Raw genomic sequence first — 24,113 nt, 5'->3', positions numbered from 1 at the left:
GGAACGTCGCTCCGCCCACCGCCCGCACGACCCGACGCCGGAACGTTCCTCCATCAGCCCCGCCGGGGTCAGACTCCCGCCGCCGTCGCGCCGGCCCCCGTGTGCGCCGCCAGCGCCGCCGCCGCGGCTCCCACCAGGCCCGCGTCCGTGCCCATCTGCGCGGGCGTCACGGTCAGGCGCTGGACGAAGGAGAGGGTGGCGTAGTCGCGCAGCGCCCGGCGCAGGGGGGCGAAGAGCACCTCGCCCGCCTTGCCGACGCCCCCGCCGATCACCGCGATGTCGATCTCGACGAGGGTGGCGGTGGCCGCGATGCCGGCGGCCAGGGCCTGGGCGGCCCGCTCGAAGGAGGCGACGGCGACCGCGTCGCCCGCGCGGGCGGCGGCGGCCACCGCGGCCGCGGAGGTGTCGCCGTCGGGACCGGGCTGCCAGCCGTTCTCCAGGGCCCGGCGGGCGATGTGCGGGCCGCTGGCGATGCGTTCCACGCACCCGCGTCCGCCGCACGGGCACAGGTCCCCGTCGAGTTCGACGCTGATGTGGCCGATGTGGCCCGCGTTGCCGGTGGGGCCGGGGTGCAGTCGGCCGCCCAGGACCAGACCGCCTCCGACGCCGGTGGAGACGACCATGCACAGCGCGTTGTCGTGCCCGCGGGCCGCGCCCTGCCAGTGTTCGGCCGCCGTGATCGCCACGCCGTCGCCGATGAGTTCCACCGGGAGGTTCCCCGTCGCCGCCCGGACCCGGTCGACCAGCGGAAAGCCGCGCCAGCCGGGCACGTTCACCGGACTGACGGTGCCCGTCGAGGCATCCACCGGGCCCGCGCTGCCGATGCCGACGGCTCTGACCCGCCCCCACAGCGGAGCCGCGGTCAGTTCCGCCAGCGTCTCCGCGACGGCCCGCATCACGGTGTCGCCGTCCTCCTGGGCGGGCGTGGGGCGCTGCGCGCGGGCCAGGATCGTGCCGTCGCCGTCCACCAGCGCTCCGGCGATCTTGGTGCCGCCGATGTCGAGCGCGGCCACGAGGTCGGTGTACATCAGTCTGGTTTCTCCCGGTCCACCATGGAATGGGCTGGCCGGTCCAGCGATTGGGGGACGCGGGCCGGAGATGCGGTGGACAGTCTCTCCCGCATCTGACAACGTTGTCCAGGCTCTATGCTCGACGCCACATCCTCATACACACCCTGGGACCCACGCATCCCCGTGCGCAACATCTTGTGGACGGCGTGCATGGCCGACCTCCCGTGGACGACAGGACAGGACACAGCATCGTGCCCGAGACGCAGCGCCGGCCCGAGAGCCGCTACGGCAACCGTCCCACCATGAAGGACGTCGCCGCTCGCGCCGGAGTCGGCCTCAAGACGGTCTCCCGCGTGGTGAACGGCGAGCCGGGCGTCACGCCGGAGACGGAACGCCGCGTCCAGGAGGCCATCGACGCGCTCGGCTTCCGCCGCAACGACAGCGCCCGGGTGCTGCGCAAGGGCAGCACGGCCAGCATCGGGCTGGTCCTGGAGGACCTCGCCGACCCGTTCTACGGACCGCTCAGCCGCGCGGTGGAGGAGGTCGCCCGCGCCCACGGCGCGCTGCTCATCAACGGCTCCAGCGCCGAGGACCCGGACCGGGAGCAGGAGCTGGCGCTGGCGCTGTGCGCGCGCCGGGTGGACGGCCTGGTGGTGATCCCGGCCGGTGACGACCACCGCTATCTGGAACCGGAGATCAAGGCGGGCGTGGCCACGGTGTTCGTGGACCGGCCGGCCGGGCAGATCGACGCCGACTGCGTCCTGTCGGACAACTTCGGCGGCGCCCGCGAGGGTGTGACCCATCTGGTCGCGCACGGGCACCGCCGGATCGGCTTCATCGGCGACATGCCCCGCATCCACACCGCCGCCGAGCGGCTGCGCGGCTACCGGGCGGCGATGGAGGACGCGGGCATACCGGTCGAGGACGCCTGGATGTCGCTGGGCGCGACCGATCCCCTGCGGGTGCGCCGCGCGGCGGAGGAGATGCTGTCCGGGCCCGCGCCGGTCACGGCGATCTTCTCGGGCAACAACCGGGTGACGGTCACCGTGATCCGGGTGCTCGCCGAGCAGGCCCGGCGGGTCGCCCTGGTGGCCTTCGACGACCTGGAGCTCGCCGACCTGCTCCAGCCGGGGGTCACGGTGGTCGCCCAGGACGCGGCCACGCTGGGCCGTACGGCCGCGGAGCGCCTGTTCGGGCAGCTGGACGGCACGCTGATCACCCCCGAGCGCATCGAACTGCCGACCCGGCTCGTCAGGCGCGGCTCGGGCGAGCTGCCGCCGGCCGACTGAGGCGCCGTGGACGGACGCGACGAACACCGCACGCTTCGGGCCCTGGGCCTGGCCGACGCACCGCGCGACCACCCGCTGAGCTATCCCGGCGCCTGGCCCGCCGAGTCCGGGTTGCTGCGCGGGGACGAGCTGCTGCCGCTGGACCGGCTGACGCATCCCGGCCGCACTCCGGTCGTGGCCGTCGGTTCCAACGCCAGCCCCGCCCAACTGCGGCACAAGATGGCCGCGTGCGGGGTCACGTCCCCCATCCCCATGGTGAAGGCCCGGGTGACGGGCCTCGACGTCGGCGTCTCGGCGCATGTCAGCCACCTCGGCTACGTGTCCGCGTCCCCGATCGGCGCACCGGGCGTCACCCGGGAGCTGTTCGTCATCTGGCTGGACCCGGAACAGCTCGCCCTGATCGACGCGACGGAGCCGAACTACGACCGGGTGCTGCTGCCCGCGCCGGGTTTCCGGGTCGAGCTGGAGAACGGCGAGGCCCTCCTCGACGCATGCGCGTACGTGAACCATCACGGCGTACTGCACAACGGCGACGGCATCCCGCGCGGCCATCCGGGACAGCGTGCCCTGATCACCGAACTCCTCGCGCGTTCAGTGGCGTTGCGGCGGCTGTTCGGCGCGACCCCGGAGGAGTTCTGCGCCCGCGCACGGGCCGACGCGGGGCGGTGCGCGCAGGGGACCCTGCTGTTCGCGGAAGAGAACCTGGTGACCGCGTCCGGCCTGGAGCACCTGCACGTCCGATAAAGTGATCGCACGGCATCGCGTGTCGGTCACCGGCCGGGTGAGGCATGGAGGTGCCCGTGAGTTTGCCTTACGGAGGCATTCCACACATGTCAGTCGAGCTGAACCACACCATCGTCCACTCCCGTGACAACCGGGAGTCCGCCGAGTTCCTCGCGCACATCCTGGGACTCGAAGTCGGCCCCGAGTGGGGCCCGTTCGTCCCGGTGAGCACGAGCAACGGCGTCACCCTGGACTTCGCCGCCGTCCCGGCGGAGTCGATCGTCATGCAGCACTACGCGTTCCTCGTCTCGGACGAGGAGTTCGACGCGGCCTTCGAGCGGATCGAGCGGGCGGGGATCACCTACTTCGCCGATCCGCACGGCAGGCAGCCGGGCGAGATCAACCATCACCACGGCGGCCGGGGCGTGTACTTCATGGATCCTGCCGGGCACGGCATGGAGATCATCACGCGGCCGTACGAGCTGCCGCAGCGGTAGCCGCCGCTGAACGAAGGCCGGTGGGGCGGGGGTTGCGCGGTATCGGCGAGCGCCCCGGGGCCTCGGCGGTGGTCGCCGCCCCGCCGGCCCGCCCACCGGACCGGCGGGCGCCCGGGTGCACCGAGCGCCGGCCGCCGCCCCTAGCCCCTACTGCCCGGAGGCCGTCAGGTCGCCCCGGCGCGGCGTCGCGAACCCCTCCAGGGCCGCCCGGCCGAGCCCGGTCGCGCCGGTCACCTCGTCGAGGTCGAGGGCGCCGCAGTCGAGGCCGCGCAGCAGGTAGCCGCTGAGGGCCTTGGCGGTCGCGGGCTCGTCCATCACGTCGCCGCCGGCCCGGTTCGCGTACCGGGCGAGCCGCTCCGCGGCCTGGGCGAAGCCCTCCCGGTAGAAGGCGAAGACGGCCGCGTAGCGGGTGGGGAGGTGGCCGGGGTGCATGTCCCAGCCCTGGTAGTAGGCGCGGGACAGGGCGCGGCGGACGAGTCCGTAGTGCAGCCGCCAGGCGTCGTGCACCTGGCCGGTCGGGCCGACCGGCAGCACGTTCGTGGAGCCGTCCGAGACGCGCACCCCGGTGCCGGCCGCCGCGACCTGCATGACCGCCTTGGCGTGGTCGGCGGCGGGGTGGTCGGAGGCCTGGTGGGCGGCGGAGACGCCGAGGCAGGCGCTGTAGTCGAAGGTGCCGTAGTGGAGGCCGGTGGCGCGGCCCCGGGACGCCTGGATCATGCGGGCGACGGTCGCGGTGCCGTCGGTGGCGAGGATCGACTGGCTGGTCTCGATCTGGATCTCGAAACCGAGCCGTCCGGCGTCGAGGCCGCGGGCCCGCTCGAAGGCCTCCAGGAGCCGGACCATCGCGGTGACCTGCTCCGGATAGGTCACCTTGGGGAGGGTCAGGACCAGGCCGTCGGGCAGGCCGCCGTTCTCCATCAGGCCGGTGAGGAAGACGTCGAGGGTGCGGATGCCCCGGTCGCGCACCGCGGCCTCCATGCACTTCATGCGGATGCCCATGTAGGGGGCCGCGGTGCCCTTCGCGGCCGCCTCCGCGATCAGCCGGGCCGCGCGGGCGGCCGCCGCGTCCTCCTCGGCGTCCGGGCGGGGGCCGTAACCGTCCTCGAAGTCGACGCGCAGGTCCTCGACGGGCTCACGTTCCAGCTTGGCCCGCACCCGGGCGTACACGGGCTCGGCGAGGTCCTCGGAGAGGCCGAGACAGGCGGCGAAGGAGTCCGCGTCGGGGGCGTGTTCGTCGAGGGCGGCGAGGGCCCGGTCGCCCCAGGAGCGGATGGTGTCGGCGTCGAAGGCGTCGCCGGGGACGTAGACGGTGTGGACGGGCTGCCGGGTGCCGGGGTCGCCGGGGTAGCGGCGGTCGAGTTCGGCGTCGACCGGGGCGAGGGAGGCGCTGATCTCCTCGCTGACGGCGCTCGCGAGGCTCGTCGTGACCGTCTCCTGCTGGCCCTGGCCCATTCCACACCCTCCGTTTTTCCGCTGTACGGAATCAACAATCCGTTGAATGAAGTTATCCGTGCGGCTTCCGGCAGGTCAACACCCTGTCCACGGCTCGGCCCCTCGCGTCCGGCGTCGCACCCGTGCCCTCTTCCCTCCACGGGTTCACGCCTCCATCCTGGCTCACGAGACAAAGGGGAACACATGACGGGCAGCAGTGGGCCGAGTCGCCGGGCGGGGCTGAGAACCGTGGTGGCCGCCGTGGCCGCCGTTCCCCTGCTCGGCATGGTGCGGGCCTCGGCGGCACGGCAGGAGAGCCGGCCGCGCGGGACGCTCCTGCCGGCGCAGCCCGTCCCCCCGCTGGAGGTCATGACGTTCAACCTCCGTTTCGCGTCCGCCGAGGAGCCCAACAGCTGGGCGGCCCGCCGGCCGGCGATGCGCGCGCTGCTGCGCCGGGCGGCCCCGCACGTCATCGGCACCCAGGAGGGCCGGCCGCAGCAGCTGCGCGACATCGCGGCCGACCTGGGGCGGCGGTACGCGTGGATCGGCGTCAGCCGGGGAGCCGCCGACGACGAGGCGATGGCGGTCTTCTACGACACGCGCCGGCTGGCCCCGGCCGAACACGCGCACTTCTGGCTCTCCGACACGCCCGAGGTGCACGGCTCCAACACCTGGGGAGCGGCCCATCCCCGCATGGTCACCTGGGTGCGCTTCCGGGATCTGCGGGCCGGGGGGCGGGAGTTCTGGGTCCTCAACACGCATCTCGACAACGCCAGCCAGTACGCGCGCGAGCGCTCCGCCGCCCTGATCGCGGCGCGGATCGCCCGGTTCGACCGCTCGCTGCCCCTGCTGCTGACCGGCGACTTCAACGCCGTCGCGCACGTCAATCCGGTCTACGGCACCCTGCTGGCCGCCGGGCTGGTCGACACCTGGGACGCGGCACGCTCGCGCGGCGGGGCGTACGCCACCTTCCACGGCTACAGGCCGCTCACGCCGGGCGGGGACCGCATCGACTGGATCCTGGCGACGCCCGGGTTCCGGGTCCACCGGGAGTGGACCGACACGTTCACGCTGAACGGCCAGTACCCGAGCGACCATCTGCCGGTGCGGGCGTCCCTGGGCGCGGAATGAGCCGAGGCCCCCGCGACCTGTGCGGTCGCGGGGGCCTCGGACAGTGCCGCGAGTGCCGGGTGATCAGCCCTTGCGGGTGTTGATCTCCTCGGTGAGCTGCGGGACGACGTCGAACAGGTCGCCGACGACGCCGTAGTCGACGAGGTCGAAGATCGGGGCCTCGGCGTCCTTGTTGACGGCCACGATGGTCTTCGAGGTCTGCATGCCGGCGCGGTGCTGGATGGCGCCGGAGATGCCGTTGGCGATGTAGAGCTGCGGCGAGACGGACTTGCCGGTCTGGCCCACCTGGTTGGTGTGCGGGTACCAGCCGGCGTCCACCGCGGCGCGGGAGGCGCCGACGGCCGCGCCCAGGGAGTCGGCGAGCGACTCGATGAGGGCGAAGTTCTCGGCGCCGTTGACGCCGCGGCCGCCGGAGACGACGATCGCGGCCTCGGTCAGCTCCGGGCGCCCGGTCGACTCGCGCGGCGTGCGGCCGGTGACCTTGGTGCCGGTGGCCTGGGCGGAGAAGGTCACCGCGAGGGCCTCGACGGCACCGGCGGCCGGGGCGGCCTCGACGGCGGCCGAGTTCGGCTTCACGGTGATGACCGGGACGCCCTTGGAGACACGGGACTTGGTGGTGAAGGACGCGGCGAACACCGACTGGGTGGCCACCGGGCCCTCGTCGCCGGCCTCGAGGTCGACGGCGTCGGTGATGATGCCGGAGCCGATGCGCAGCGCCAGACGGGCCGCGATCTCCTTGCCCTCGGCGGAGGACGGGACGAGGACGGCGGCCGGGGAGACCGACTCGACCGCGGCCTGGAGCGCGTCGACCTTCGGTACGACGAGGTAGTCGGCGTACTCGGACGCGTCGTGGGTCAGCACCTTCACGGCGCCGTGCTCGGCCAGCGCGGCGGCGGTGTTCTCGGCGCCCGTGCCGAGGGCGACGGCGACCGGCTCGCCGATGCGGCGGGCCAGCGTCAGCAGCTCCAGGGTGGGCTTGCGGACGGCGCCGTCCACGTGGTCGACGAAGACGAGGACTTCAGCCATGGGATTGCTCTCCTGCGAAACGAAGTTGAGGGGCGGTCGGCGAAGGGCCTTTAGATGAACTTCTGGCCCGCGAGGAACTCAGCCAGCTGCTTGCCGCCCTCGCCCTCGTCCTTGACGATCGTTCCCGCGGTGCGGGCCGGACGCTCGGTCGCGCTGTCGACCGCGGTCCAGGCGCCCTCGAGGCCGACCTCCTCGGCCTCCAGGTCCAGGTCCGACAGGTCCCAGGACTCGACCGGCTTCTTCTTGGCCGCCATGATGCCCTTGAACGACGGGTATCGCGCCTCGCCCGACTGGTCGGTCACCGACACGACGGCCGGCAGGGAGGCCTCGAGCTGCTCGGAGGCGGCGTCGCCGTCCCGGCGGCCCTTGACGGTGCCGTCCTCGACGGAGACCTCGGAGAGCAGGGTGACCTGCGGGACGCCCAGACGCTCGGCCAGCAGGGCCGGCACGACGCCCATGGTGCCGTCGGTGGAGGCCAGGCCGGAGATGACCAGGTCGTAGCCGGCCTTCTCGATCGCCTTGGCGAGCACCAGGGAGGTGCCGATGGCGTCGGTGCCGTGCAGGTCGTCGTCCTCGACGTGGATCGCCTTGTCGGCGCCCATGGAGAGGGCCTTGCGGAGCGCGTCCTTGGCGTCCTCGGGGCCCACCGTCAGGACGGTGATCTCCACGTCGTCGTCGGAGTTCTCGGAGATCTGCAGCGCCTGCTCGACCGCGTACTCGTCGAGCTCGGAGAGCAGACCGTCCACGTCGTCCCGGTCGACGGTCAGGTCATCGGCGAAGTGCCGGTCGCCAGTGGCGTCGGGCACGTACTTCACAGTGACAACGATCCTCAAGCTCACGCCGGCTCTCCTACTGCATCGTCAGTTCTCGGCTGCCTTCTTCCAGGCAGCATAGGCGCCACAAGCGGCCGATCCCGGTCGGGGCGGCCCGCGCTCCGACCGAAATATTACTCGTCAGTACACCCAGTTCGTTCCCGCTAAGCAAGCGCTTTGAACTGTGACCTTTGCAACGCAGCGTAATCGGAACTCGACGACTTCGCAGGAGAGCCGGGCGTGATCAATCCCGCAGGGCGGTGAACCGCCCCTGGTGGTAGAGCAGCGGACGGCCCGCGCCCTCCGGGTCGCCCAGCTCCACCTCGGCCAGCACGATGCGGTGATCGCCCGCCGGGACCCGCGCGACGACCCGGCACACCAGCCACGCCAGCACGTCGTCGAGCACCGGAACGCCCTGCGGGCCGTCCCGCCAGGCGGTCGGCGCGCCGAAGCGGTCCGCGCCGCTCCGGGCGAAGGTGGCGGCCAGTGCCTGCTGGTGCTCGCCGAGTATATGGACGCCCACGTGGGTGGCCCGCGACAGTACCGGCCAGCTGGAGGCCCCGGTGCCGATCCCGAAGGACAGCATCGGCGGCTCGGCGGAGACGGAGCTGAGCGAGGTGGCGGTGAAGCCGACCGGACCGCTCTCGCCGGAGGCGGTGATCACGGCGACCCCCGCGGCGTGCCGCCGGAAGACGGAGCGCAGGAGGTCGGGAGAGGCGAGACGAGGGGAGCCGAGGGCGGGTACGGCCGTCATGGGGGTGTCCTTCTGCGGGAAGTGGCGAACCGGGCCGTGGGTGCTCAACGGACCGGACAGCGCGCGCTCGCGGTACGGACCAGGTCGACGTGGACCCGTCCGTGGAGAAGGAGTTCCTCAGGCATACGGTCAGGCTGACGATAGGTGGCGCGCACAGTCAAGTACGTTCCGGCATCTGGGAGATGCCTCACCGTCCCCCGCGGGTGGATCACACGGCCTCCCCCAGGGCGGCGATGACGTCCGCCTTGCGGGGCTGGCCGGTGGCGCGCCGGACGACACGGCCGTCCGCGTCGAGCACCAGGACGGTCGGGGTCTTGAGGATGCCGAGCTCGCGGACGAGGTCCAGATGCGCCTCGGCGTCGATCTCCATGTGGATGACCCCGGGCACCACCGCGGCCACCTCGCCGAGCACCCTGCGGGTGGCCCGGCAGGGCGCGCAGAAGGCGCTGGAGAACTGCACGAGCGTGGCCCGTTCGCCGAGTTCGCCGCCCAGCCGGTCCGCTCCGAGCCGTTTGCCGTCGTCGCGCCCGCGCACCCGCACCCTCCCGCTCCGCCGCCTGTGCAGCACTCCGTAGGCGCTCGCCGCCGCGAGCACCGCCACGCACACCAGCAATCCGCCCATCAGGTCCTCCAGCGTTCACGAGACTGCAAAGATTCCCGGGCCCGGGAATCGTTTCCGTTGCGGAATGCTCGGTTCATGGACATCGATGCGAGGGGCCCGCGCTTCGGGGCCGCCGTGACGACCGTAGTACTGGCGGTCGTGCTGATCAGCGGCAACGCCTGGCTGCTGGGGTGGCAGACGCTGGCGTTCGCGCTCGGCGCGGCGGGCGGGGCGGGCCGCTCACCGTACGGCTGGGTGTTCCGCCGGGCCGTACGGCCCCGGATCGGGCCGCCGACCGGGTTCGAGGCGCCGGAGCCGCCGCGGTTCGCGCAGGCCGTGGGTCTGGTGTTCGCGGGGGCCGGACTCGTCGGCCTCACCCTGGGTCCGCACTGGCTGGGTCTCGCGGCGACCGGGGCGGCACTCGCGGCCGCCTTCCTCAATGCTGCTTTCGGGTACTGCCTCGGATGCGAGATGTACCTGCTCGCACGGCGGGTCGCGGTACGCGCGGAGTAAAGGCGGCTTAAAAGCCCGAGGTGGATCAAGGGGGTTGACGTGACGAGGATCTCGCCGTTCCGGGGCACCAGGGCTGGCTCCCGGGCCGTTCTTCGGGCACGATCTGCGAGATGCCGTAAACCTACGGCTGCGTAACTTTGCCGCCGGGAGCCCCTCCCCGGCAAAGAGAAGGAAGGGTCCGCCCCGCCCATGGCAGAGATTGTTTACCGCCCCGTCGTCGGCCTCGCCCAGACGTTGTTCAAGGCCTGGGACCTCAAGATCGACTGCAAGGGTTCGGAGAACATCCCGCGTTCGGGTGGAGCCGTGCTGGTGAGCAATCACATCAGCTACCTGGACTTCATCTTCGACGGACTGGCCGCGCTCCCGCAGAAGCGTCTCGTCCGTTTCATGGCGAAGGAGTCCGTCTTCCGCCACAAGATCTCCGGCCCGCTGATGCGCGGGATGAAGCACATCCCGGTCGACCGCAACCAGGGCGAGACGGCCTACGCGCACGCGCTCGAGTCGCTGCGCTCCGGCGAGATCGTCGGGGTCTTCCCCGAGGCCACCATCTCGCAGTCGTTCACGCTCAAGAGCTTCAAGTCGGGCGCGGCCCGCATGGCCCAGGAGGCGGGCGTCCCGCTGATCCCGGTGGCCCTGTGGGGTACGCAGCGGCTGTGGACCAAGGGGCACCCGCGCAACTTCAAGCGCAGCCACACCCCGGTCACCATCCGCGTCGGCGAGGCCATGGAAGCCTCCCGGGACAAGTACGCGGGCGCGATCACCCGGCAGCTGCGCGAGCGCGTCCAGGAACTCCTGGAAGCCGCCCAGCGCGCCTACCCCGTCCGTCCCAAGGACGCGGACGACACCTGGTGGATGCCGGCCCACCTGGGCGGCACGGCTCCGACGCCGGAGCAGGTGCGCGAGGCCGAGACCCGCTGACCCGGCCCGCCCCGAGAAGTGCCCCGGCGGCACCGTGACGGCCGGGCTCGGCCGTGGTCACAGTGCGCCGGGGAGGGTCTTCCACAGGTGCGCCCGGTCGGGGGCGGCCCGCAGCGCGGCGAGGACGGCCGGATGCGGTGCGGCGTAGAGGCGGGGGTAGTCCCGCTCGCCCGCCGCGGGGTCGGGACGGAAGGCCAGGCGTTCGCCGTCCAGGGAGAACCGCGCGTCCACTCCCGGCTTGTTGCCGCGCGGGTCCTGGCGGTGCCAGGCCCCGTGGAAGCGCACGGCGACGAGCCCGTGGAGGGCGTGCCCGTCGCCCTCGTCATGCGCGAACCGCTGGTAGCAGAGCGCGGTCGGGATGTCCTCGGCGCGCAGCAGGGCGGCCAGGGCGTGCGCCTTGGCGTGGCAGATGCCGGTGCCCTGTTCCAGCACGTCCGAGGCGCGCCAGGTCACGCGCTGGTCGCCGGCGTCCTGCGAGTGGGAGATGGCGTCGCGGACGAATTCGAAGGCGAGCCGCGCATAACCATACGAGTCTGCCGCCTCCCTCGCGAGGCGGGCAGCCGTGTTCCGCACCTGCGGATGGTGGTGGTCGATGGCCTCGTCAGCGGCCAGGTAGGCCGAGAGGTCGGGATTCTCCTGGATCAGCTCCATGGAGGGAGAGCATAGGAAAGCGATCACCCGAGAGTCAATGACTTTTCGGATGACCGCATACCTATGCACTCTTCGCTTCGGACCAAGGCGCCCTCGACTACCGCGCCATCTCTTCCTTGACCGCCGCGACGAACGTGTCCACGTCCTCCTCGGTCGTGTCGAACGCGCACATCCAGCGCACGACACCCGCGGCCTCGTCCCAGAAGTAGAACCGGAACTTCTTCTGCAGCCGCTCGCTCACCTCGTGCGGGAGCCGCGCGAACACGCCGTTGGCCTGCACGGGGTAGAGGATCTCCACGCCGTGCACGGCGCGCACGCCCTCGGCCAGGCGCTGGGCCATCTCGTTGGCGTGACGGGCGTTGCGCAGCCACAGGTCCTTGGCCAGCAGCGCCTCCAGCTGCACCGACACGAAGCGCATCTTGGAGGCCAGCTGCATGGACAGCTTGCGCAGGTGCTTCATGTGGCGGACGGCGTCCTGGTCGATGACCACGACCGCCTCGCCGAACAGCGCGCCGTTCTTCGTCCCGCCCAGCGAGAGCAGGTCGACGCCGACCGCGTTGGTGAACGTCCGCATCGGGACGTTCAGCGAGGCCGCCGCGTTGGCTATCCGGGACCCGTCCAGGTGCACCTTCATCCCGTGCGCGTGGGCATGGTCGCAGATCGCGCGGATCTCGTCGGGCGTGTAGAGCGTGCCCAGCTCCGTGCTCTGGGTGATCGAGACGACCTGCGGCATCGCCCGGTGCTCGTCGTCCCAGCCCCAGGCCTGCCGGTCGATCAGCTCGGGGGTGAGCTTCCCGTCCGGGGTGGGCACGGTGAGCAGCTTCAGGCCGCCCATGCGCTCGGGCGCGCCGCCCTCGTCGACGTTGATGTGCGCGCTCTCGGCGCAGATCACCGCGCCCCAGCGGTCGGTGACCGCCTGCAGCGCGACGACGTTGGCGCCGGTGCCGTTGAAGACCGGGAACGCCTGCGCCGTGGCGCCGAAGTGGCTGCGGATGATGCCCTGGAAGTGCTCGGTGTAGTCGTCCTCGCCGTACGCCACCTGATGGCCGCCGTTGGCCAGGGCCAGGGCGGCCATCACCTCCGGGTGTGCCCCGGCGTAGTTGTCGCTGGCGAAACCGCGGACCTCCGGGTCGTGATGGCGCCGCGCGTCGGTCTTCGGAGGGTTCACGGCTTCTCGGTGAGCCACAGACGCTGTCCGTTCACTTCGGGGGCGGGCTTCTCCCAGACTCCGGTGATGGCCTCGGCCAGGTCCTTGACGTCCGTGAAGCCCGCGAACTTCGCGTGGGGGCGGTCGGCGCGCATCGCCTCGTGCACCAGCGCCTTCACCACCAGGATCGCAGCCGCGGAGGTCGGGCCCTCGGCGCCCCCGGCCTTGCGGAAGGCGTCGGCGAGCGCGAGCGTCCAGGCCTCGGCGGCGGCCTTCGCCGCCGCGTACGCGGCGTTGCCCGCGGTGGGCTGGGAGGCGCCGGCCGCGCTGATCAGCACGTACCGGCCGCGCTCGCTGCGCTGGAGGGCCTCGAAGAAGGCCAGCGAGGTGTGCTGCACGGTCTTGACGAGCAGCAGCTCCAGGAAGTCCCAGTCGTCCAGGCTGGTCTTGATGAAGGTCTCGCTGCCGCGCCAGCCGCCGACGAGGTGGACCACGCCGTCGACCCGGCCGAAGTCCTTCTCGACGCGCTGCGCCCAGTCCCGGGTCGAGTCCAGGTCGAGCAGGTCGACCGGCTCACCGGTGACGGTGGCGCCCCCGGCACCGTAGCGGGCCGCGTCGACGGCCTCCGCCAGGCGCTCGGGATCGTTGTCCGCGCCGACGACGACCGCGCCGGCCTCGGCGAGCCGGAGCAGCGCCGCGCGGCCGGCCGGTCCGCCCGCACCGGCCACCGCGACCACCGCACCGCTGAGAGCCCCGTTCCCCATGGTCTTCGCCTCCTGAGCAGTGTTCTCGGTACGCAGGTCGCTCACGCGGCGATCCGCTCGGCGCTGTCCGCCGTGATGCCCTTGGTGGAGGCGATCACGTTCTTCAGCTTCTTGGACAGTGCCTCATAGAACATGCTCAGCGGAAACTCGTCCGGAAGCACGTCGTCCACGAGCTTGCGGGGCGGCTGGGTCAGGTCCAGGGCGTCGGGACCCTTGGCCCACTTGGAGCCCGGGTGCGGCGCGAGGTAGGTGGAGACCAGCTCGTAGCCGGCGAACCAGTGGACGAGCTTGGGGCGGTCGATGCCGTCCCGGTAGAGCTGCTCGATGTCGGCGCACAGCTGGTTGGTGACCTGCGGGGCGCGCTGCCAGTCGATGTGCAGCTTGTTGTCCGTCCAGCGGACGACGTCGTGCTTGTGCAGGTAGGCGAAGAGCAGCTGGCCGCCGAGACCGTCGTAGTTGCGTACCCGCTCGCCGGTGACCGGGAAGCGGAACATGCGGTCGAAGAGGACCGCGTACTGCACGTCACGGGCCTGCGAGACGCCGTCGGCCTCCAGCTTCACGGCCTCCTTGAAGGCGGTGAGGTCGCAGCGCAGCTCCTCCAGGCCGTACATCCAGAACGGCTGGCGCTGCTTGATCATGAAGGGGTCGAAGGGCAGGTCGCCGTGGCTGTGGGTGCGGTCGTGGACCATGTCCCACAGGACGAAGGCCTCCTCGCAGCGCTTCTGGTCGTGGACCATGGCGGCGATGTCCTCGGGCAGCGACAGGCCCAGGACGTCGACGGCGGCGTCGGTCACCCGGCGGAAGCGGGCGGCCTCGCGGTCACAGAAGATGCCACCCCAGGAGAAACGTTCCGGCGCCTCGCGGACGGCGATGGTCTCCGGGAAGAGGACGGCCGAGTTGGTGTCGTAGCCGGCCGTGAAGTCCTCGAAGGTGATGCCGCAGAACAGCGGGTTGTCGTAACGGGTGCGCTCCAGCTCGGCCAGCCACTCCGGCCAGACCATGCGCAGCACGACCGCCTCGAGGTTGCGGTCCGGGTTGCCGTTCTGCGTGTACATCGCGAAGACGACCAGGTGCTGGAGGCCGTCGCGGCGGTTCGCGGCGGGCTGGAAGGCCAGCAGCGAGTCGAGGAAGTCCGGCACCCCGAAGCCGCCGTCGGCCCAGACCCGCAGGTCCTTGGCGAGCGCCCGGTGGTAGTCGGCGTCGTGCGGGAGCAGCGGGGACAGCTCCTCGACGGCCTCGATCACGCGCAGGACGGCCTGCTCGGCGTCCGTGCGCAGCGGTGCGCCCTCGGCGGCGAAGTCGATCGAACCGTCCTTGGACTGCCAGGGCCGGATCTGCTCCACCGCATCCTTGAGCACGCGCCACGCCGGGTGCTCGACCACCCTCGCCGCCGGAGGAACGTGCTCCCCCGTAGCCGCCTGCACAAGAATTTCCGTCATGTCCCATCCTTCACTGGAGAAGCTCGCGTCAGGACACCGTATGCATATGAGGATTCCTCCAGCAAGTGGACCTTCCGGAAATTATCCTGCGCTCCCGCATCTTCACCGCACTTTTTCCTGCCGGACACGGGAGGAACGACTACTTCGGCTAGGGCCGGTCCGGTGGGTCGGATCTCCCCCCGGGGCGGGTAGAGGAAGCCTCGGTGCACGCTCATGTCCTTGACGGCCCGGGGCCACTAGGCTGCGTGCTCCTCCAGCCCAGCCGTCGACGGAAGCGAGTCGTGTCTTGAACTTCCTCACCATCGGTCACCGCGGAGTCATGGGTGTCGAACCCGAGAACACCCTGCGTTCCTTCGTCGCGGCGGAACACGCCGGCCTGGACGTCATCGAACTCGATCTGCATCTGAGCAAAGACGGTGCTCTGGTGGTCATGCACGACGCCGATGTCGACCGGACGACCGACGGGACCGGGCCCATCGCCGACCAGACGCTGGCGGAGCTGCGCACCCTCGACGCGGGGCGCGGCGAGCGCGTGCCGTTCTTCGAGGAGGTCCTGGACGCCGTCCGGCTCCCGCTCCAGGCGGAGATCAAGGACGTCCAGGCAGCGCGGGCGCTGGCCGAGGTGATGCACGCGCGGGACCTGGGGGACCGCGTGGAGGTCTCCTCCTTCCACGACGAGGCCGTCGCCGAGATCGCGCGCCTCGTCCCCGGGGTGCGCACCGCGCTCATCGGCAGCCGCTACGGCCTCGACATCGTGGAGCGTGCCGTGGAGACCGGCGCGGCGACGCTCTGCCTCAACCTGCGCCGGCTCACCCTGGAGATCGTCGAGGAGGCGCGGAAGCGGGACCTGCGGATCATCGGCTGGGTGGTCAACACGCAGGACCAGCTGCGGCTCGTCCGCGCCCTGGAACTCGACGGCGCGACGACCGACTACCCGGAGATCAGGCGCACGGGCCGGTTCACCGCCTAGGCCAGGGCCGCGGGGCGGCGCCGTCAGCCCCGTGGGGCAGGGCGGGCGCGCGGCGTCCGGTGCGCGCCCGCCCTGCGGCGGAGGGTCGCCCTCGAACCGGACGCCGTGCGCGGGCGCCCCGGCGCCGGGGCGGGCGTGCACGACGGGCCCCGCGAGCCGGCGGGACCGCGCGGACCGGCCTGGATCGGGGCCTGCCGGTCAGACGAGTTCCTTGACCAGCAGCTCGAACTGGAGGTCGTCGCGCTGCGGGATGCCGAAGCGCTCGTCGCCGTAGGGGAACGGGGTCATGCGACCGGTGCGCCGGTAGCCGCGACGCTCGTACCAGGCTATGAGGTCCTCGCGTACGGAGATCACGGTCATGTGCATCTCGGTGACGCCCCAGCTCTCACGGGCCTGAAGCTCGGCCTGCGCCATGACCGTCTTGCCGAGGCCGCCGCCCTGGACCGCGGGGCTGACCGCGAACATGCCGAAGTAGGCGTGGTCGCCCCGGTGTTCCAGCTGGCAGCAGGCGACGATCCGGCCCTGCCGCTCGACGGTGAGCAGGCGGCTGTCCGGCGCCTTGATGACCGCCAGCACGCCGTCGGGGTCGGTCCGCTGCCCCTCAAGGATGTCGGCCTCGGTCGTCCACCCGGCGCGGCTGGCGTCCCCGCGGTAGGCCGACTCGATGAGGGCGACGAGCTCGTCCACGTCGGCGTCGACGGCGTCGCGGAAGGTGAAAGCGGTGGCGGCGGTGTCCATGCGGGCGTTCTCCGGTCTCCGACTCGGCTGGGGCAACGCCGAGCGTAGACCCTGCGCCGGTAGGCTCCGGATGCATGGTGCACGTACTCAGCAGCAGGACCCTGCTCCGGCCGGCCGACCCCGAGCGCTCCCGCGCCTTCTACGGCGAGCAGCTGGGCCTCGCGGTCTACCGCGAGTTCGGTACGGGGCCGGAGCGCGGAGTCGTCTACTTCCTGGGCGGCGGGTTCCTGGAGGTATCCGGCCGCTCGGCGACACCGCCGGACCCGGCCCTGCGGCTGTGGCTCCAGGTGCCCGACGTGGCGGCGGCGCACGACGAGCTGCGGGCCCGGGGGGTCGAGATCGTCCGGCCTCCGGTGCGGGAGCCGTGGGGGCTGCTCGAGATGTGGATCGCCGACCCGGACGGCACGCCGATCGTTCTGGTGGAGGTGCCTGCGGACCATCCGATCCGCTACCGACCGGGCGTCTGAGCCGCTCGGATCGGCCGGGATCCGAGCGGGATCCGGCGCGCCCCGGTCGGTCCTCGCCGGCCTGCCGAGGGGCGGCGGGCGGGCAGCCGGTTCGGCGGGAGTGCCGAGGCCATCGGGCCAGGCCGGACCGTGTTTTCCGGGCCGCGGCGGCCACCGGATGCCGTGGCCCGGACCGGGGCATAGCGTGCTGATGGGGGTCCCTTTCGGAAGGAACGCCATGAAGCTCGACGCGCCCGTGCCCGGCGGGCCCTGCTGGGCCGAGCTGGGGACCAGTGACCTGGAGTCGGCGAAGCGGTTCTACGCGGAGCTGTTCGGCTGGCGCGCGGAGACGGATCCGCGTCCGGAGGCGGGCGGCTACACGGTCGCGCACCTCGGCGAATCGGCCGTCGCCGCCCTCAGCCCGCTGTATCAGGAGGCACAGCCCTGTGCCTGGAGCGTGTCGTTCGCGGTGACCGACGCGGATGTCAGCGCGCGGCTGCTCACGGAGGCCGGGGGCAAGGTGCTGGTCGGCCCGATGGACGTCTTCGACGCGGGTCGTTTCGTGGTCGTCCTCGACCCGGCCGGCGCCGCGTTCCAGTTGTGGCAGGCGCGGGCCTTCCCGGGCGCCGGGCTGTTCAACGCGCCCGGCTCGCTCGGCTGGGTCGAACTGCTGACCCGCGATCGCCGGCGGGCGGAGACCTTCTACACGACGGTGTTCGGCTGGACGGTCCGCTCCTCGGAGAACTACCTCCAGTGGGGTGTCGGCGGCGCGGACTTCGGCGGCGTGATCACGATGGACGAGAAGTTCCCGCCCGAGGTGCCCCCGCACTGGCTGCCGTACTTCGCGGTGACGGAGGTGGAGGAGTCGACCCGGACGGCGGTGGAGGCGGGCGGCACCGCCCTCATGGAACCGACCGCGGTGCCGGACGGTCCCCGGATCGCCGTGCTGCGGGACCCGCAGGGCGCGGTGTTCGGCGTGTACCGGGCGGCGGACGAGGAGTGACCGCCGCCCGGTCACCGGGTCCCGTCCCGCGCCGACCCGGCGTTCAGACCCTGACCGCCCGCATGTGTCCCTCGAGCCGGCTCAACAACTCGCCCAGCAGATCGGCCAGTTCGCCCTGCCGTCCGCTGTCGAGGGCGGACAGCACGGCGCTCTCGTAGACGAGCTGCTCCGGCATGATGCCGTCGACGAGGTCGCGTCCGGCGTCCGTGAGCCGGAGGTGGGCGACCCGGCGGTCCCGGCTGTCGACGCGGCGCTCCACCAGACCGCGTTCGGTCAGCTGCTTGAGCCGCTTGGTGACGGCCGCCCCGGAGGAGAAGGTCTCCCGGGCCAGCTCGCCGGGGGTCAGCTCGTGGCCGGTGCGGCGCAGCGCGCCGAGCAGGTCGAACTCCGCGCGGCTCAGGCCGGCCCGTCGCAGCGGGGCGTCCTCGGCCTGCTGGAGCAGCGCGGCGCAGCGGTTGACGCGGCCGATGATCTCCATGGGGCCGGTGTCGAGGTCGGGCCGGACCGTCTGCCACTGCCGCACGACGGCGGCGACGGTGTCGTCGCGCGCCGCCCGCGCCGGGTCGCCGCCGCCCTTCCGGGCACCGCTCCCCCGCCTGTTCCCGCTGTCCGGGCCGTCGCCGCTCCTCGCGCGGTCACCGGTGGTTCCGGGGTCCCCGGCCGCCCCTTGCGCCCCGGCCGCCGCTCCTTCCCCCGTCCCGTTCCCGGCCGCCGCCCGTCCCTGCGTCGCCGTCATCGCCGTACGTCCTCCGCTCCCGTGCTCGCCTCCCGGTCCAGGAGGAGTCCCTGGCGCCGTACCGTCGCCGCGAGCGTACGGTGTCCGGACTGCTCGGCCGCGACGACCCGCTCCTCGGGCAGCGCCCGCTGCCACCACTCGCCGGACGCGGCGTCGGCGGTGCCGCGCAGGTCGACGAGTGTCGTGGCGAGCCGACGGCGGGCGGACTCGAGCGCGCCGGGCGCGGGGCACGGTTCGGCCAGGAGGCGGGCGGCCTGTTCGCGGGCCTGTTCGACGGCCGTCAGGGCGTGCCCGAGTCGGTCGCCGGCCCGGCGGTTGGTGACGGCGACACCGGCGGCGAAGCCGACCACGGCGCCGACGAGGGTGTCCGCGAGCCGCTCGGTGATCAGCCGACCCGGGTCCTGGACCTGCGCGAACTCGGTGATGAGCAGGGCCATCGGAGTCACGAGGACGCTGCCGAGCCAGTAGTTGCGGCTGATCAGCGCCTCGGCCCCGAAGTTCAGCGCGAGGCAGATCAGGACGAGGGCGGCCTGGGTGAGATGGGCGAGCGGGACCAGCGCGGCGAAGGCGGACACGCCGATCAGGTTGCCGACGACGCGCTGCACCCCGCGGCTCCAGGTGAGCGTGATGTTCGCCTGGTAGAGGGACGCGGCGGTGACCAGGGCCCAGTAGGGACGGCCGACCCCGACGGCGAGGGAGGCGTATCCGGCGAGGGCGCAGCCGAGGGCGGTGCGGGCGGCGATCGGCGCGAGGGGGCCGAGGCGCAGCCGCAGCGACGGTCGGCCGGTCGCGAGTTCGGCGTCGACGCCCAGGAGCTCGTCGTCGTCCACGAGGTCGTCAGGACGCGGGACCGGACCGGTGCCGCGCAGGTCGCGGGCCCAGTCGCGCAGCCGCTTCGGGTCGGTGTCGCGGGGGGCGGCGAGGGCGATCTCGGCGCGGACGACGAGACGCTCCAGGGCCCGCCGGGTCTGCGTGGCGCGGGCCGACAGCAGGGTCTGCCAGGCGGCGTGCACGGCGGCGGCCGCGGCGGCGCGGGTCCGGGCGTGGCTGTCGTCCGGGGCATCCTCGGCAGGGTGGGCGGCGTGGACGGCGTGGGCGGCTGCCGTGGCCAGGGCGTGGGCGGTGGCGCGGCGCTCGGGGCCGTGCGGCCGCAGCAGCCCGGGCGCCATGCCGATGAGCCAGGACCAGGCGCCCGCGGCGAGGGCCAGCCCCAGGTGGCCGGGGACCTGGCCGGGCGACTGCGGCGCGAACAGCGCCGCGGAGCTGATGAAGGTGAGGACGACGTTGGAGGGCGGGCCGAGGCGGGTCGCGTCGCAGAGGGCCTTCTGCGCGGCCGCGAGCAGGGCGCCGACGGTGACCAGGGCGACGGCGTCGCGGGTCAGCGAGGCCGTGAGCAGGGCGACCGCCAGACCGGCGGTCATGCCCAGCACCACCCAGGCCAGGACACGGGCCCTGGCGCGATAGGGGCGGTTGTGGGCGTACAGCGCGCACAGCGACCCGGCCATCGTGTACATCGCCAGGTCCAGCCGTCCGAGGGCCAGCAGGATCAGGTTCGGCGGGGCGACGGCGGCGATCACGCTCAGGGCGGGCTTGAACCAGATGTCGGAGGGCCGGCCGAGGCGGAGCGCTGCGGTGATCGGGAGGCGGCGTCCCGGGCGCCCGTGCCGGTGGCCGCGCTGCCCGCCTCGCGGTTCGGGGCGGGGTTCCGGGTGGGGGCACTGAGGGTTCGCACGGCTCATACCCACTAATTTAGCATGTGTTTTACTCGTGAACTATCTCGTGCTCCGCCGAGTGCTCCCCGTGTACACCCTTGCGCCCGCGTGCGCACGGTGTGCCGCGGGCATCGCAACCCTCGATTGCGAACGTCGAGCGGGGAGGTGCGCGTGCACGGACCGGCTTCGCCCGGCTGGCTGCTGGTGGCGCTGTGTGCGGCGACCGGGGCCTACTGCCTGCTGCGGATGCGCAGCGCGGTCGAGGAACAGCGCAGGGCCGCGGGCGGCGAGGCGCTGATGGGCTTCGGGATGGCCGCGATGGCCGTGCCCGCGGCCGCGTTCACCCCGCCCGCGTGGACCTGGCCCGCCTTCGCGGCGGTCTTCGGGGCGGCCGCGTTACGGGCCCTGTGGGCCGCCCGCGTCAGCGCCCATCATCTGCACCATCTGGTCGGGACCGGAGCCATGGTCTACATGGCGGCCGTGATGGCCGACGCGCCCGCGCACCGGCACGGTCACGGGGGCTCCGGCGTCCCGCTGCTGACGGGGGTGCTGCTGCTGTACTTCACCGGCTACGTCCTGCTCGCCGGGGCCCGGCTGCTGCCGGTGGCCGGGGCGGGAGGCGCCGCCGTGGCCTGGGGCGACCGGCCCGAGGTGGCGCGCGCGTGCCGGCTGTCGATGGGGATCGGGATGCTCGCCATGCTGCTGACGATGTGATCCCGACTCGGGCGTGGTCTGCGTCACTTCGCCGCGGCAAGCCGTACCCGTGAGCGGTACGCCGCTCATAGGGTGCTGCCCATGATGGTCCCCGTGGTACTGCTGCTGCTCGGTGCCCTGACCGCCGTGATCGCCCCCCGGCTGATCGCCCGGGCCGACTGGCCGGACCGCGAACCGGTGATCGCGCTGTGGGCGTGGCAGTGCGTGGTGGCCGCGGTCCTGCTGTGCTGCGTGCTGTCGATGACGCTCAGCGCGGCGGCGGCCTGGCAGGCGGTGCGCGGCCATGTCTTCGCGCCGGCCCCGCGCGCGGTGGTGGAGGCGTACGCGCTGGGCGCGACGGGTCCTTGGGCGGCGGCGACCGCGGTGGCGCTCGCGTGCGGCGGTCTGTGGAGCGGGGCGATGCTCGTACGGGAGGTGCTGCGGAGCCGGGCCGGACGCCGGTCCCGGCACGCCGAACTCCGTTTGCGTGCACCCTTGTTGCCCGGCGAGAAGTCCGCGTCCGGCCGCCTGCTCGTCCTGGAGGGCGAGCGGCCCGACGCCTGGTGGCTGGCGGGCGCGGCTCCCCAACTGGTGGTGACCACGGCCGCGTTGCGTCGCCTGAAGGGGCGTCAGCTGGATGCCGTGCTGGCACACGAGCAGGGACACGCCCAGGCTCGTCACGACTGGCTGCTGAACTGCTCGACCGCACTGGCGACCGGCTTTCCGCAGGTGCCGGTGTTCGCCGCGTTCCGCGACGAGATGCACCGGCTGGTCGAGCTGTCCGCGGACGACATGGCCTCCCGGCGCTGCGGACGGCTGACGACCGCGCTGGCCCTGGTCGAACTCAACGAGGCCCGGGGCGTGTTCGGCCCCTCCCCGGCCCCGCAGGCCCATGTCCCGCAGCGCGTGAACCGGTTGCTCACGCCCCCCGACCGCCTCACCGCGGCCCGCAGACTGCGCCTGACGGCGGCGGCCTCCCTCGTACCGGTGGTCCCGGTGCTGGTGACCCTGGTCCCCGCCCTGCGCGCACTCGGCTAGAACCCCGCGACCCCGGAGCCTCCGCCGCCCCCGAGCCGCGTCCCGTCCCAGGACCCGGACCGGTCGGCCTCGCCGCCTCCGGACGACAACCGATCGGCCCGGCCGTCCTCCGGTCGACCGCCGGACCGACGCGGTCGGGCCGGCCGTCCCGACCCGGCCCGGTCGCCTCCCACCCATCCGGTCAGCTCCGACCGGCCTCCCCTGGCGCCCACGACCCGTGCGGTCACCCCCGATCAGGCCGTCCGCCCCGGCCGCGGGGCCGGGCCCCCTCACCGGGACGACCCCTCCCTGCGGCCGGGGCAGTCAGGGTCGTCGGCCGGGGCGGGCGGTCGAGGCGGGGGCCCCGGCGACCGTTCCCGGCGGCCGGTGAAAGGCGGAGGCCGACCGCCCCTCGCCCCGGGACGGCCGGCGGAGTTCGCTTCCGGCCCCACCGTTCGGCGAGGATCGCCGTATGCACCATCCGTCCGTCGACTCCCCGCCCCACCCCCCGGCGCTGCGCACGACGCTCCGGACCGCCCTGGTCCTGGGGCTGTGCTCGGCTCTGCTCCTCACCCTCGTCGCGGCCGCCTGGCATCCCCTGATCTCCGCCGACGCCGACATCTCCCGCACCACCCACCGCTGGGCCGTCGCCGATCCCGACGTCACCCAGGCCTGCCGCATCCTCACGGACTGGGTCTGGGACCCCCTGACCATGCGTCTGCTGGGCGCGGCGGTCGCCGTGTGGCTCGTGTGGCGGCACAGGGCCTGGTGGACGGCCGGGTGGCTGGTCGTCACGGCGGCGGTGGGCACACTCGTCCAGCAGGGCCTCAAGGCGGCGGTGGGTCGCGCCCGACCGGTCTGGCCCGACCCGGTCGACTCCGCCCACTACGCCGCGTACCCCTCCGGGCACGCCCTGACGGCCACCGTGGTCTTCGGTCTCCTGCTGTGGCTGATGCGCCGGTACGGCGTGGCCCCTGTCGTGTGGCGCACTGCGCTGGCGGTGGCGGTGGTCTCCGTGGTGGGCGTGGGACTGACCCGGATCTGGCTGGGCGTGCACTGGCCCTCGGACGTCGTGGGCGGCTGGCTGCTGGGCGCGATGCTGGTGGCCCTGGCGATCGCGGCACACCTGCGCCGGCGCCCGTGACGCCGCCGGACCGGCGCTGCGGCGATCTTCCGCTGATACCGGACGCGGCTCCGCGGGATCGGGAAACCCCGACCCGGCGGAGCGCGGGCCCGTGCGCTGCGCCCCGTTCGTAGACTCGGCCCCATGCGCATGACAGCGGTGTTGTTCGACTTCTCCGGGACCCTGTTCCGTATCGAGTCCACCGAGGCCTGGCTGGGGGCGGTGCTGGAGGCGGCGGGCGTCACGCTCTCCGCGTCGGAGTTCGCCGAGAAGGCGCGGGCGCTGGAGACGGCCGGCGCGCTGCCCGGCGGTGCGGCTCCGGTCCGGCTGCCCGCCGCGGTCGCGGACGTGTGGCGGGTGCGGGACGAGAGCGCGGAACTGCACCGGGCCGCGTACACCGGCCTGTCCCGTCAGGTGCCGCTGCCCGATCCTGCGCTGCACGACGCCCTGTACGAACGGCACAGGATGCCCGCGGCCTGGGCGCCGTACCCGGACGCCCTCGACGTGCTGAGCGGGTTGCGCGAGCGCGGACTCCGGGTCGGCGTGGTCAGCAACATCGGCTGGGACCCGCGGCCGGTCTTCCGGGAGCACGGCCTCGACCGGTACGTCGACGCGTACGCGCTGTCGTACGAGCACGGCGTCCAGAAGCCCGACCCCCGGCTCTTCACGGTCGCGTGCGAGGCGCTGGGCGCCGATCCCGGCAGGACGCTGATGGTGGGTGACGACCGACGCGCGGACGGCGGGGCGGCGGCGCTGGGCTGTGCCGTGCACTTCGTGGACCATCTGCCGGCGGCCGAGCGGCCGGACGCGCTGCGCGGGGTGCTGGACCTGGTGGGATGACCCGAGGGTCGCGCACGCACTCCACCGAAGGTCGCCTCAGGCCACCATTACGGGAAGAGCACGCCCACTCTGGACGATCCCCCGCGTCGCCCAGAGCAGGCGGCAGCCCGGTGTGCTCCGAACCGGAAC

General features: G+C 72.9%; 26 protein-coding genes. 13 read left to right on the top strand and 13 right to left on the bottom strand.

What is annotated here, in order from left to right; all coding sequences use genetic code 11:
- Positions 1 to 68: 68 nt before the first annotated feature.
- Entirely contained in the window at positions 69 to 1,028 is a 960-nt protein-coding gene (locus J2X68_RS09325; RefSeq protein WP_310431990.1) for an ROK family protein, read from the bottom strand.
- Between the two features lie 233 nt (positions 1,029 to 1,261).
- Between J2X68_RS09325 and J2X68_RS09320 the strand changes: the two genes are divergently transcribed.
- The 3 genes from J2X68_RS09320 to J2X68_RS09310 all read left to right on the top strand — a co-directional run bounded on the left by J2X68_RS09320 (position 1,262) and on the right by J2X68_RS09310 (position 3,519).
- Positions 1,262 to 2,299, top strand: a complete 1,038-nt coding sequence (locus tag J2X68_RS09320; protein ID WP_310431989.1) for a LacI family DNA-binding transcriptional regulator — start codon at positions 1,262 to 1,264, stop codon at positions 2,297 to 2,299.
- A gap of 6 nt (positions 2,300 to 2,305) precedes the next feature.
- Positions 2,306 to 3,043 (top strand): hypothetical protein, encoded by a 738-nt coding sequence (locus tag J2X68_RS09315; protein WP_310431988.1) that lies wholly within the window; start codon positions 2,306 to 2,308, stop codon positions 3,041 to 3,043.
- Positions 3,044 to 3,129: 86 nt separating this feature from the next.
- Positions 3,130 to 3,519 carry a VOC family protein gene (locus J2X68_RS09310; protein WP_310431987.1) on the top strand — a complete coding sequence of 130 codons (390 nt, stop codon included), beginning with the start codon at positions 3,130 to 3,132 and terminating at the stop codon, positions 3,517 to 3,519.
- Positions 3,520 to 3,666: 147 nt separating this feature from the next.
- On the opposite strand, the gene J2X68_RS09305 is transcribed toward J2X68_RS09310, so the two are convergent.
- Complete coding sequence (locus J2X68_RS09305) at positions 3,667 to 4,971, bottom strand: DUF6986 family protein (RefSeq protein WP_310431986.1); 1,305 nt, start codon at positions 4,969 to 4,971, stop codon at positions 3,667 to 3,669.
- 183 nt (positions 4,972 to 5,154) lie between these two features.
- Between J2X68_RS09305 and J2X68_RS09300 the strand changes: the two genes are divergently transcribed.
- Positions 5,155 to 6,081 carry an endonuclease/exonuclease/phosphatase family protein gene (locus J2X68_RS09300; protein ID WP_310431985.1) on the top strand — a complete coding sequence of 309 codons (927 nt, stop codon included), beginning with the start codon at positions 5,155 to 5,157 and terminating at the stop codon, positions 6,079 to 6,081.
- A gap of 63 nt (positions 6,082 to 6,144) precedes the next feature.
- On the opposite strand, the gene J2X68_RS09295 is transcribed toward J2X68_RS09300, so the two are convergent.
- From J2X68_RS09295 to J2X68_RS09280, 4 genes are all read right to left on the bottom strand, one after another.
- Positions 6,145 to 7,107: an electron transfer flavoprotein subunit alpha/FixB family protein gene (locus J2X68_RS09295; protein WP_310431984.1), complete on the bottom strand. Its 963-nt coding sequence runs from the start codon at positions 7,105 to 7,107 to the stop codon at positions 6,145 to 6,147.
- A 50-nt stretch (positions 7,108 to 7,157) separates the two neighbouring features.
- The gene (locus J2X68_RS09290) at positions 7,158 to 7,946 is read right to left on the bottom strand and encodes an electron transfer flavoprotein subunit beta/FixA family protein (protein WP_028806184.1); all 789 of its coding nucleotides are present in this window, start codon (positions 7,944 to 7,946) and stop codon (positions 7,158 to 7,160) included.
- Between the two features lie 217 nt (positions 7,947 to 8,163).
- On the bottom strand, positions 8,164 to 8,673 hold the full coding sequence (locus tag J2X68_RS09285; protein ID WP_310431983.1) for a flavin reductase family protein: 510 nt from the start codon (positions 8,671 to 8,673) through the stop codon (positions 8,164 to 8,166).
- Positions 8,674 to 8,881: 208 nt separating this feature from the next.
- On the bottom strand, positions 8,882 to 9,295 hold the full coding sequence (locus tag J2X68_RS09280) for a thioredoxin family protein (protein WP_310431982.1): 414 nt from the start codon (positions 9,293 to 9,295) through the stop codon (positions 8,882 to 8,884).
- 75 nt (positions 9,296 to 9,370) lie between these two features.
- Between J2X68_RS09280 and J2X68_RS09275 the strand changes: the two genes are divergently transcribed.
- Together J2X68_RS09275 and J2X68_RS09270 are read left to right on the top strand one after the other, a co-directional pair.
- A complete protein-coding gene (locus tag J2X68_RS09275; protein ID WP_310431981.1) occupies positions 9,371 to 9,787 on the top strand; it encodes a DUF4395 domain-containing protein in 417 nt (138 codons plus the stop codon).
- Positions 9,788 to 9,976: 189 nt separating this feature from the next.
- Positions 9,977 to 10,705 carry a lysophospholipid acyltransferase family protein gene (locus J2X68_RS09270; protein WP_310431980.1) on the top strand — a complete coding sequence of 243 codons (729 nt, stop codon included), beginning with the start codon at positions 9,977 to 9,979 and terminating at the stop codon, positions 10,703 to 10,705.
- A gap of 57 nt (positions 10,706 to 10,762) precedes the next feature.
- Here the strand turns inward: J2X68_RS09270 and J2X68_RS09265 are convergent, their stop codons facing one another.
- From J2X68_RS09265 to J2X68_RS09250, 4 genes are all read right to left on the bottom strand, one after another.
- Positions 10,763 to 11,356, bottom strand: a complete 594-nt coding sequence (locus tag J2X68_RS09265) for a transglutaminase domain-containing protein (RefSeq protein ID WP_310431979.1) — start codon at positions 11,354 to 11,356, stop codon at positions 10,763 to 10,765.
- 97 nt (positions 11,357 to 11,453) lie between these two features.
- On the bottom strand, positions 11,454 to 12,524 hold the full coding sequence (locus J2X68_RS09260) for a low specificity L-threonine aldolase (RefSeq protein ID WP_310431978.1): 1,071 nt from the start codon (positions 12,522 to 12,524) through the stop codon (positions 11,454 to 11,456).
- Positions 12,521 to 13,267, bottom strand: coding sequence for an SDR family NAD(P)-dependent oxidoreductase (locus J2X68_RS09255; RefSeq protein ID WP_310432139.1), 747 nt, complete (start codon positions 13,265 to 13,267; stop codon positions 12,521 to 12,523). Before J2X68_RS09255 ends, J2X68_RS09260 begins: the two co-directional genes overlap by 4 nt.
- Positions 13,268 to 13,308: 41 nt before the next feature.
- Complete coding sequence (locus J2X68_RS09250) at positions 13,309 to 14,706, bottom strand: DUF6421 family protein (protein WP_310431977.1); 1,398 nt, start codon at positions 14,704 to 14,706, stop codon at positions 13,309 to 13,311.
- Positions 14,707 to 14,992: 286 nt separating this feature from the next.
- Here J2X68_RS09250 and J2X68_RS09245 point away from each other — a divergent pair, with 286 nt between their 5' ends.
- Positions 14,993 to 15,676, top strand: coding sequence for a glycerophosphodiester phosphodiesterase family protein (locus tag J2X68_RS09245; protein ID WP_310431976.1), 684 nt, complete (start codon positions 14,993 to 14,995; stop codon positions 15,674 to 15,676).
- 198 nt (positions 15,677 to 15,874) lie between these two features.
- Here the strand turns inward: J2X68_RS09245 and J2X68_RS09240 are convergent, their stop codons facing one another.
- Entirely contained in the window at positions 15,875 to 16,414 is a 540-nt protein-coding gene (locus tag J2X68_RS09240) for a GNAT family N-acetyltransferase (protein ID WP_310431975.1), read from the bottom strand.
- Between the two features lie 74 nt (positions 16,415 to 16,488).
- On the opposite strand from J2X68_RS09240, the gene J2X68_RS09235 reads away from it, so the two are divergent.
- Together J2X68_RS09235 and J2X68_RS09230 are read left to right on the top strand one after the other, a co-directional pair.
- Positions 16,489 to 16,881, top strand: a complete 393-nt coding sequence (locus J2X68_RS09235) for a VOC family protein (protein WP_310431974.1) — start codon at positions 16,489 to 16,491, stop codon at positions 16,879 to 16,881.
- Between the two features lie 217 nt (positions 16,882 to 17,098).
- Entirely contained in the window at positions 17,099 to 17,863 is a 765-nt protein-coding gene (locus J2X68_RS09230) for a VOC family protein (protein ID WP_310431973.1), read from the top strand.
- 43 nt (positions 17,864 to 17,906) lie between these two features.
- Here the strand turns inward: J2X68_RS09230 and J2X68_RS09225 are convergent, their stop codons facing one another.
- Together J2X68_RS09225 and J2X68_RS09220 are read right to left on the bottom strand one after the other, a co-directional pair.
- Positions 17,907 to 18,599, bottom strand: a complete 693-nt coding sequence (locus J2X68_RS09225; RefSeq protein ID WP_399039570.1) for a MarR family winged helix-turn-helix transcriptional regulator — start codon at positions 18,597 to 18,599, stop codon at positions 17,907 to 17,909.
- A complete protein-coding gene (locus J2X68_RS09220; RefSeq protein ID WP_310431972.1) occupies positions 18,596 to 20,338 on the bottom strand; it encodes an FUSC family protein in 1,743 nt (580 codons plus the stop codon). Before J2X68_RS09220 ends, J2X68_RS09225 begins: the two co-directional genes overlap by 4 nt.
- Positions 20,339 to 20,482: 144 nt before the next feature.
- Here J2X68_RS09220 and J2X68_RS09215 point away from each other — a divergent pair, with 144 nt between their 5' ends.
- The 4 genes from J2X68_RS09215 to J2X68_RS09200 all read left to right on the top strand — a co-directional run bounded on the left by J2X68_RS09215 (position 20,483) and on the right by J2X68_RS09200 (position 23,984).
- Positions 20,483 to 21,025 carry a DUF5134 domain-containing protein gene (locus J2X68_RS09215; RefSeq protein WP_310431971.1) on the top strand — a complete coding sequence of 181 codons (543 nt, stop codon included), beginning with the start codon at positions 20,483 to 20,485 and terminating at the stop codon, positions 21,023 to 21,025.
- Positions 21,026 to 21,106: 81 nt separating this feature from the next.
- Positions 21,107 to 22,042 carry a M56 family metallopeptidase gene (locus J2X68_RS09210; RefSeq protein WP_310431970.1) on the top strand — a complete coding sequence of 312 codons (936 nt, stop codon included), beginning with the start codon at positions 21,107 to 21,109 and terminating at the stop codon, positions 22,040 to 22,042.
- A gap of 451 nt (positions 22,043 to 22,493) precedes the next feature.
- Positions 22,494 to 23,165: a phosphatase PAP2 family protein gene (locus J2X68_RS09205; RefSeq protein WP_310431969.1), complete on the top strand. Its 672-nt coding sequence runs from the start codon at positions 22,494 to 22,496 to the stop codon at positions 23,163 to 23,165.
- A gap of 129 nt (positions 23,166 to 23,294) precedes the next feature.
- Positions 23,295 to 23,984 (top strand): HAD-IA family hydrolase, encoded by a 690-nt coding sequence (locus J2X68_RS09200; protein WP_310432137.1) that lies wholly within the window; start codon positions 23,295 to 23,297, stop codon positions 23,982 to 23,984.
- Positions 23,985 to 24,113 lie beyond the last annotated feature (129 nt).

This window comes from Streptomyces sp. 3330, assembly GCF_031456635.1.
Taxonomy (GTDB): Bacteria; Actinomycetota; Actinomycetes; order Streptomycetales; family Streptomycetaceae; genus Streptomyces.
Note: the sequence above shows the minus strand (reverse complement) of the source record. Positions and strands in the feature narration are given on the sequence as shown.

Coding starts and splice junctions, on each gene's coding strand:
- J2X68_RS09325 (WP_310431990.1), bottom strand. CDS start 1,028: ATGTACACCGACCTCGTGGCCGCGCTCGACATCGGCGGCACCAAGATC.
- J2X68_RS09310 (WP_310431987.1), top strand. CDS start 3,130: ATGTCAGTCGAGCTGAACCACACCATCGTCCACTCCCGTGACAACCGG.
- J2X68_RS09305 (WP_310431986.1), bottom strand. CDS start 4,971: ATGGGCCAGGGCCAGCAGGAGACGGTCACGACGAGCCTCGCGAGCGCC.
- J2X68_RS09300 (WP_310431985.1), top strand. CDS start 5,155: ATGACGGGCAGCAGTGGGCCGAGTCGCCGGGCGGGGCTGAGAACCGTG.
- J2X68_RS09295 (WP_310431984.1), bottom strand. CDS start 7,107: ATGGCTGAAGTCCTCGTCTTCGTCGACCACGTGGACGGCGCCGTCCGC.
- J2X68_RS09285 (WP_310431983.1), bottom strand. CDS start 8,673: ATGACGGCCGTACCCGCCCTCGGCTCCCCTCGTCTCGCCTCTCCCGAC.
- J2X68_RS09280 (WP_310431982.1), bottom strand. CDS start 9,295: ATGGGCGGATTGCTGGTGTGCGTGGCGGTGCTCGCGGCGGCGAGCGCC.
- J2X68_RS09275 (WP_310431981.1), top strand. CDS start 9,371: ATGGACATCGATGCGAGGGGCCCGCGCTTCGGGGCCGCCGTGACGACC.
- J2X68_RS09270 (WP_310431980.1), top strand. CDS start 9,977: ATGGCAGAGATTGTTTACCGCCCCGTCGTCGGCCTCGCCCAGACGTTG.
- J2X68_RS09265 (WP_310431979.1), bottom strand. CDS start 11,356: ATGGAGCTGATCCAGGAGAATCCCGACCTCTCGGCCTACCTGGCCGCT.
- J2X68_RS09255 (WP_310432139.1), bottom strand. CDS start 13,267: ATGGGGAACGGGGCTCTCAGCGGTGCGGTGGTCGCGGTGGCCGGTGCG.
- J2X68_RS09250 (WP_310431977.1), bottom strand. CDS start 14,706: ATGACGGAAATTCTTGTGCAGGCGGCTACGGGGGAGCACGTTCCTCCG.
- J2X68_RS09240 (WP_310431975.1), bottom strand. CDS start 16,414: ATGGACACCGCCGCCACCGCTTTCACCTTCCGCGACGCCGTCGACGCC.
- J2X68_RS09235 (WP_310431974.1), top strand. CDS start 16,489: ATGGTGCACGTACTCAGCAGCAGGACCCTGCTCCGGCCGGCCGACCCC.
- J2X68_RS09230 (WP_310431973.1), top strand. CDS start 17,099: ATGAAGCTCGACGCGCCCGTGCCCGGCGGGCCCTGCTGGGCCGAGCTG.
- J2X68_RS09225 (WP_399039570.1), bottom strand. CDS start 18,599: ATGACGGCGACGCAGGGACGGGCGGCGGCCGGGAACGGGACGGGGGAA.
- J2X68_RS09220 (WP_310431972.1), bottom strand. CDS start 20,338: ATGAGCCGTGCGAACCCTCAGTGCCCCCACCCGGAACCCCGCCCCGAA.
- J2X68_RS09210 (WP_310431970.1), top strand. CDS start 21,107: ATGATGGTCCCCGTGGTACTGCTGCTGCTCGGTGCCCTGACCGCCGTG.
- J2X68_RS09205 (WP_310431969.1), top strand. CDS start 22,494: ATGCACCATCCGTCCGTCGACTCCCCGCCCCACCCCCCGGCGCTGCGC.
- J2X68_RS09200 (WP_310432137.1), top strand. CDS start 23,295: ATGACAGCGGTGTTGTTCGACTTCTCCGGGACCCTGTTCCGTATCGAG.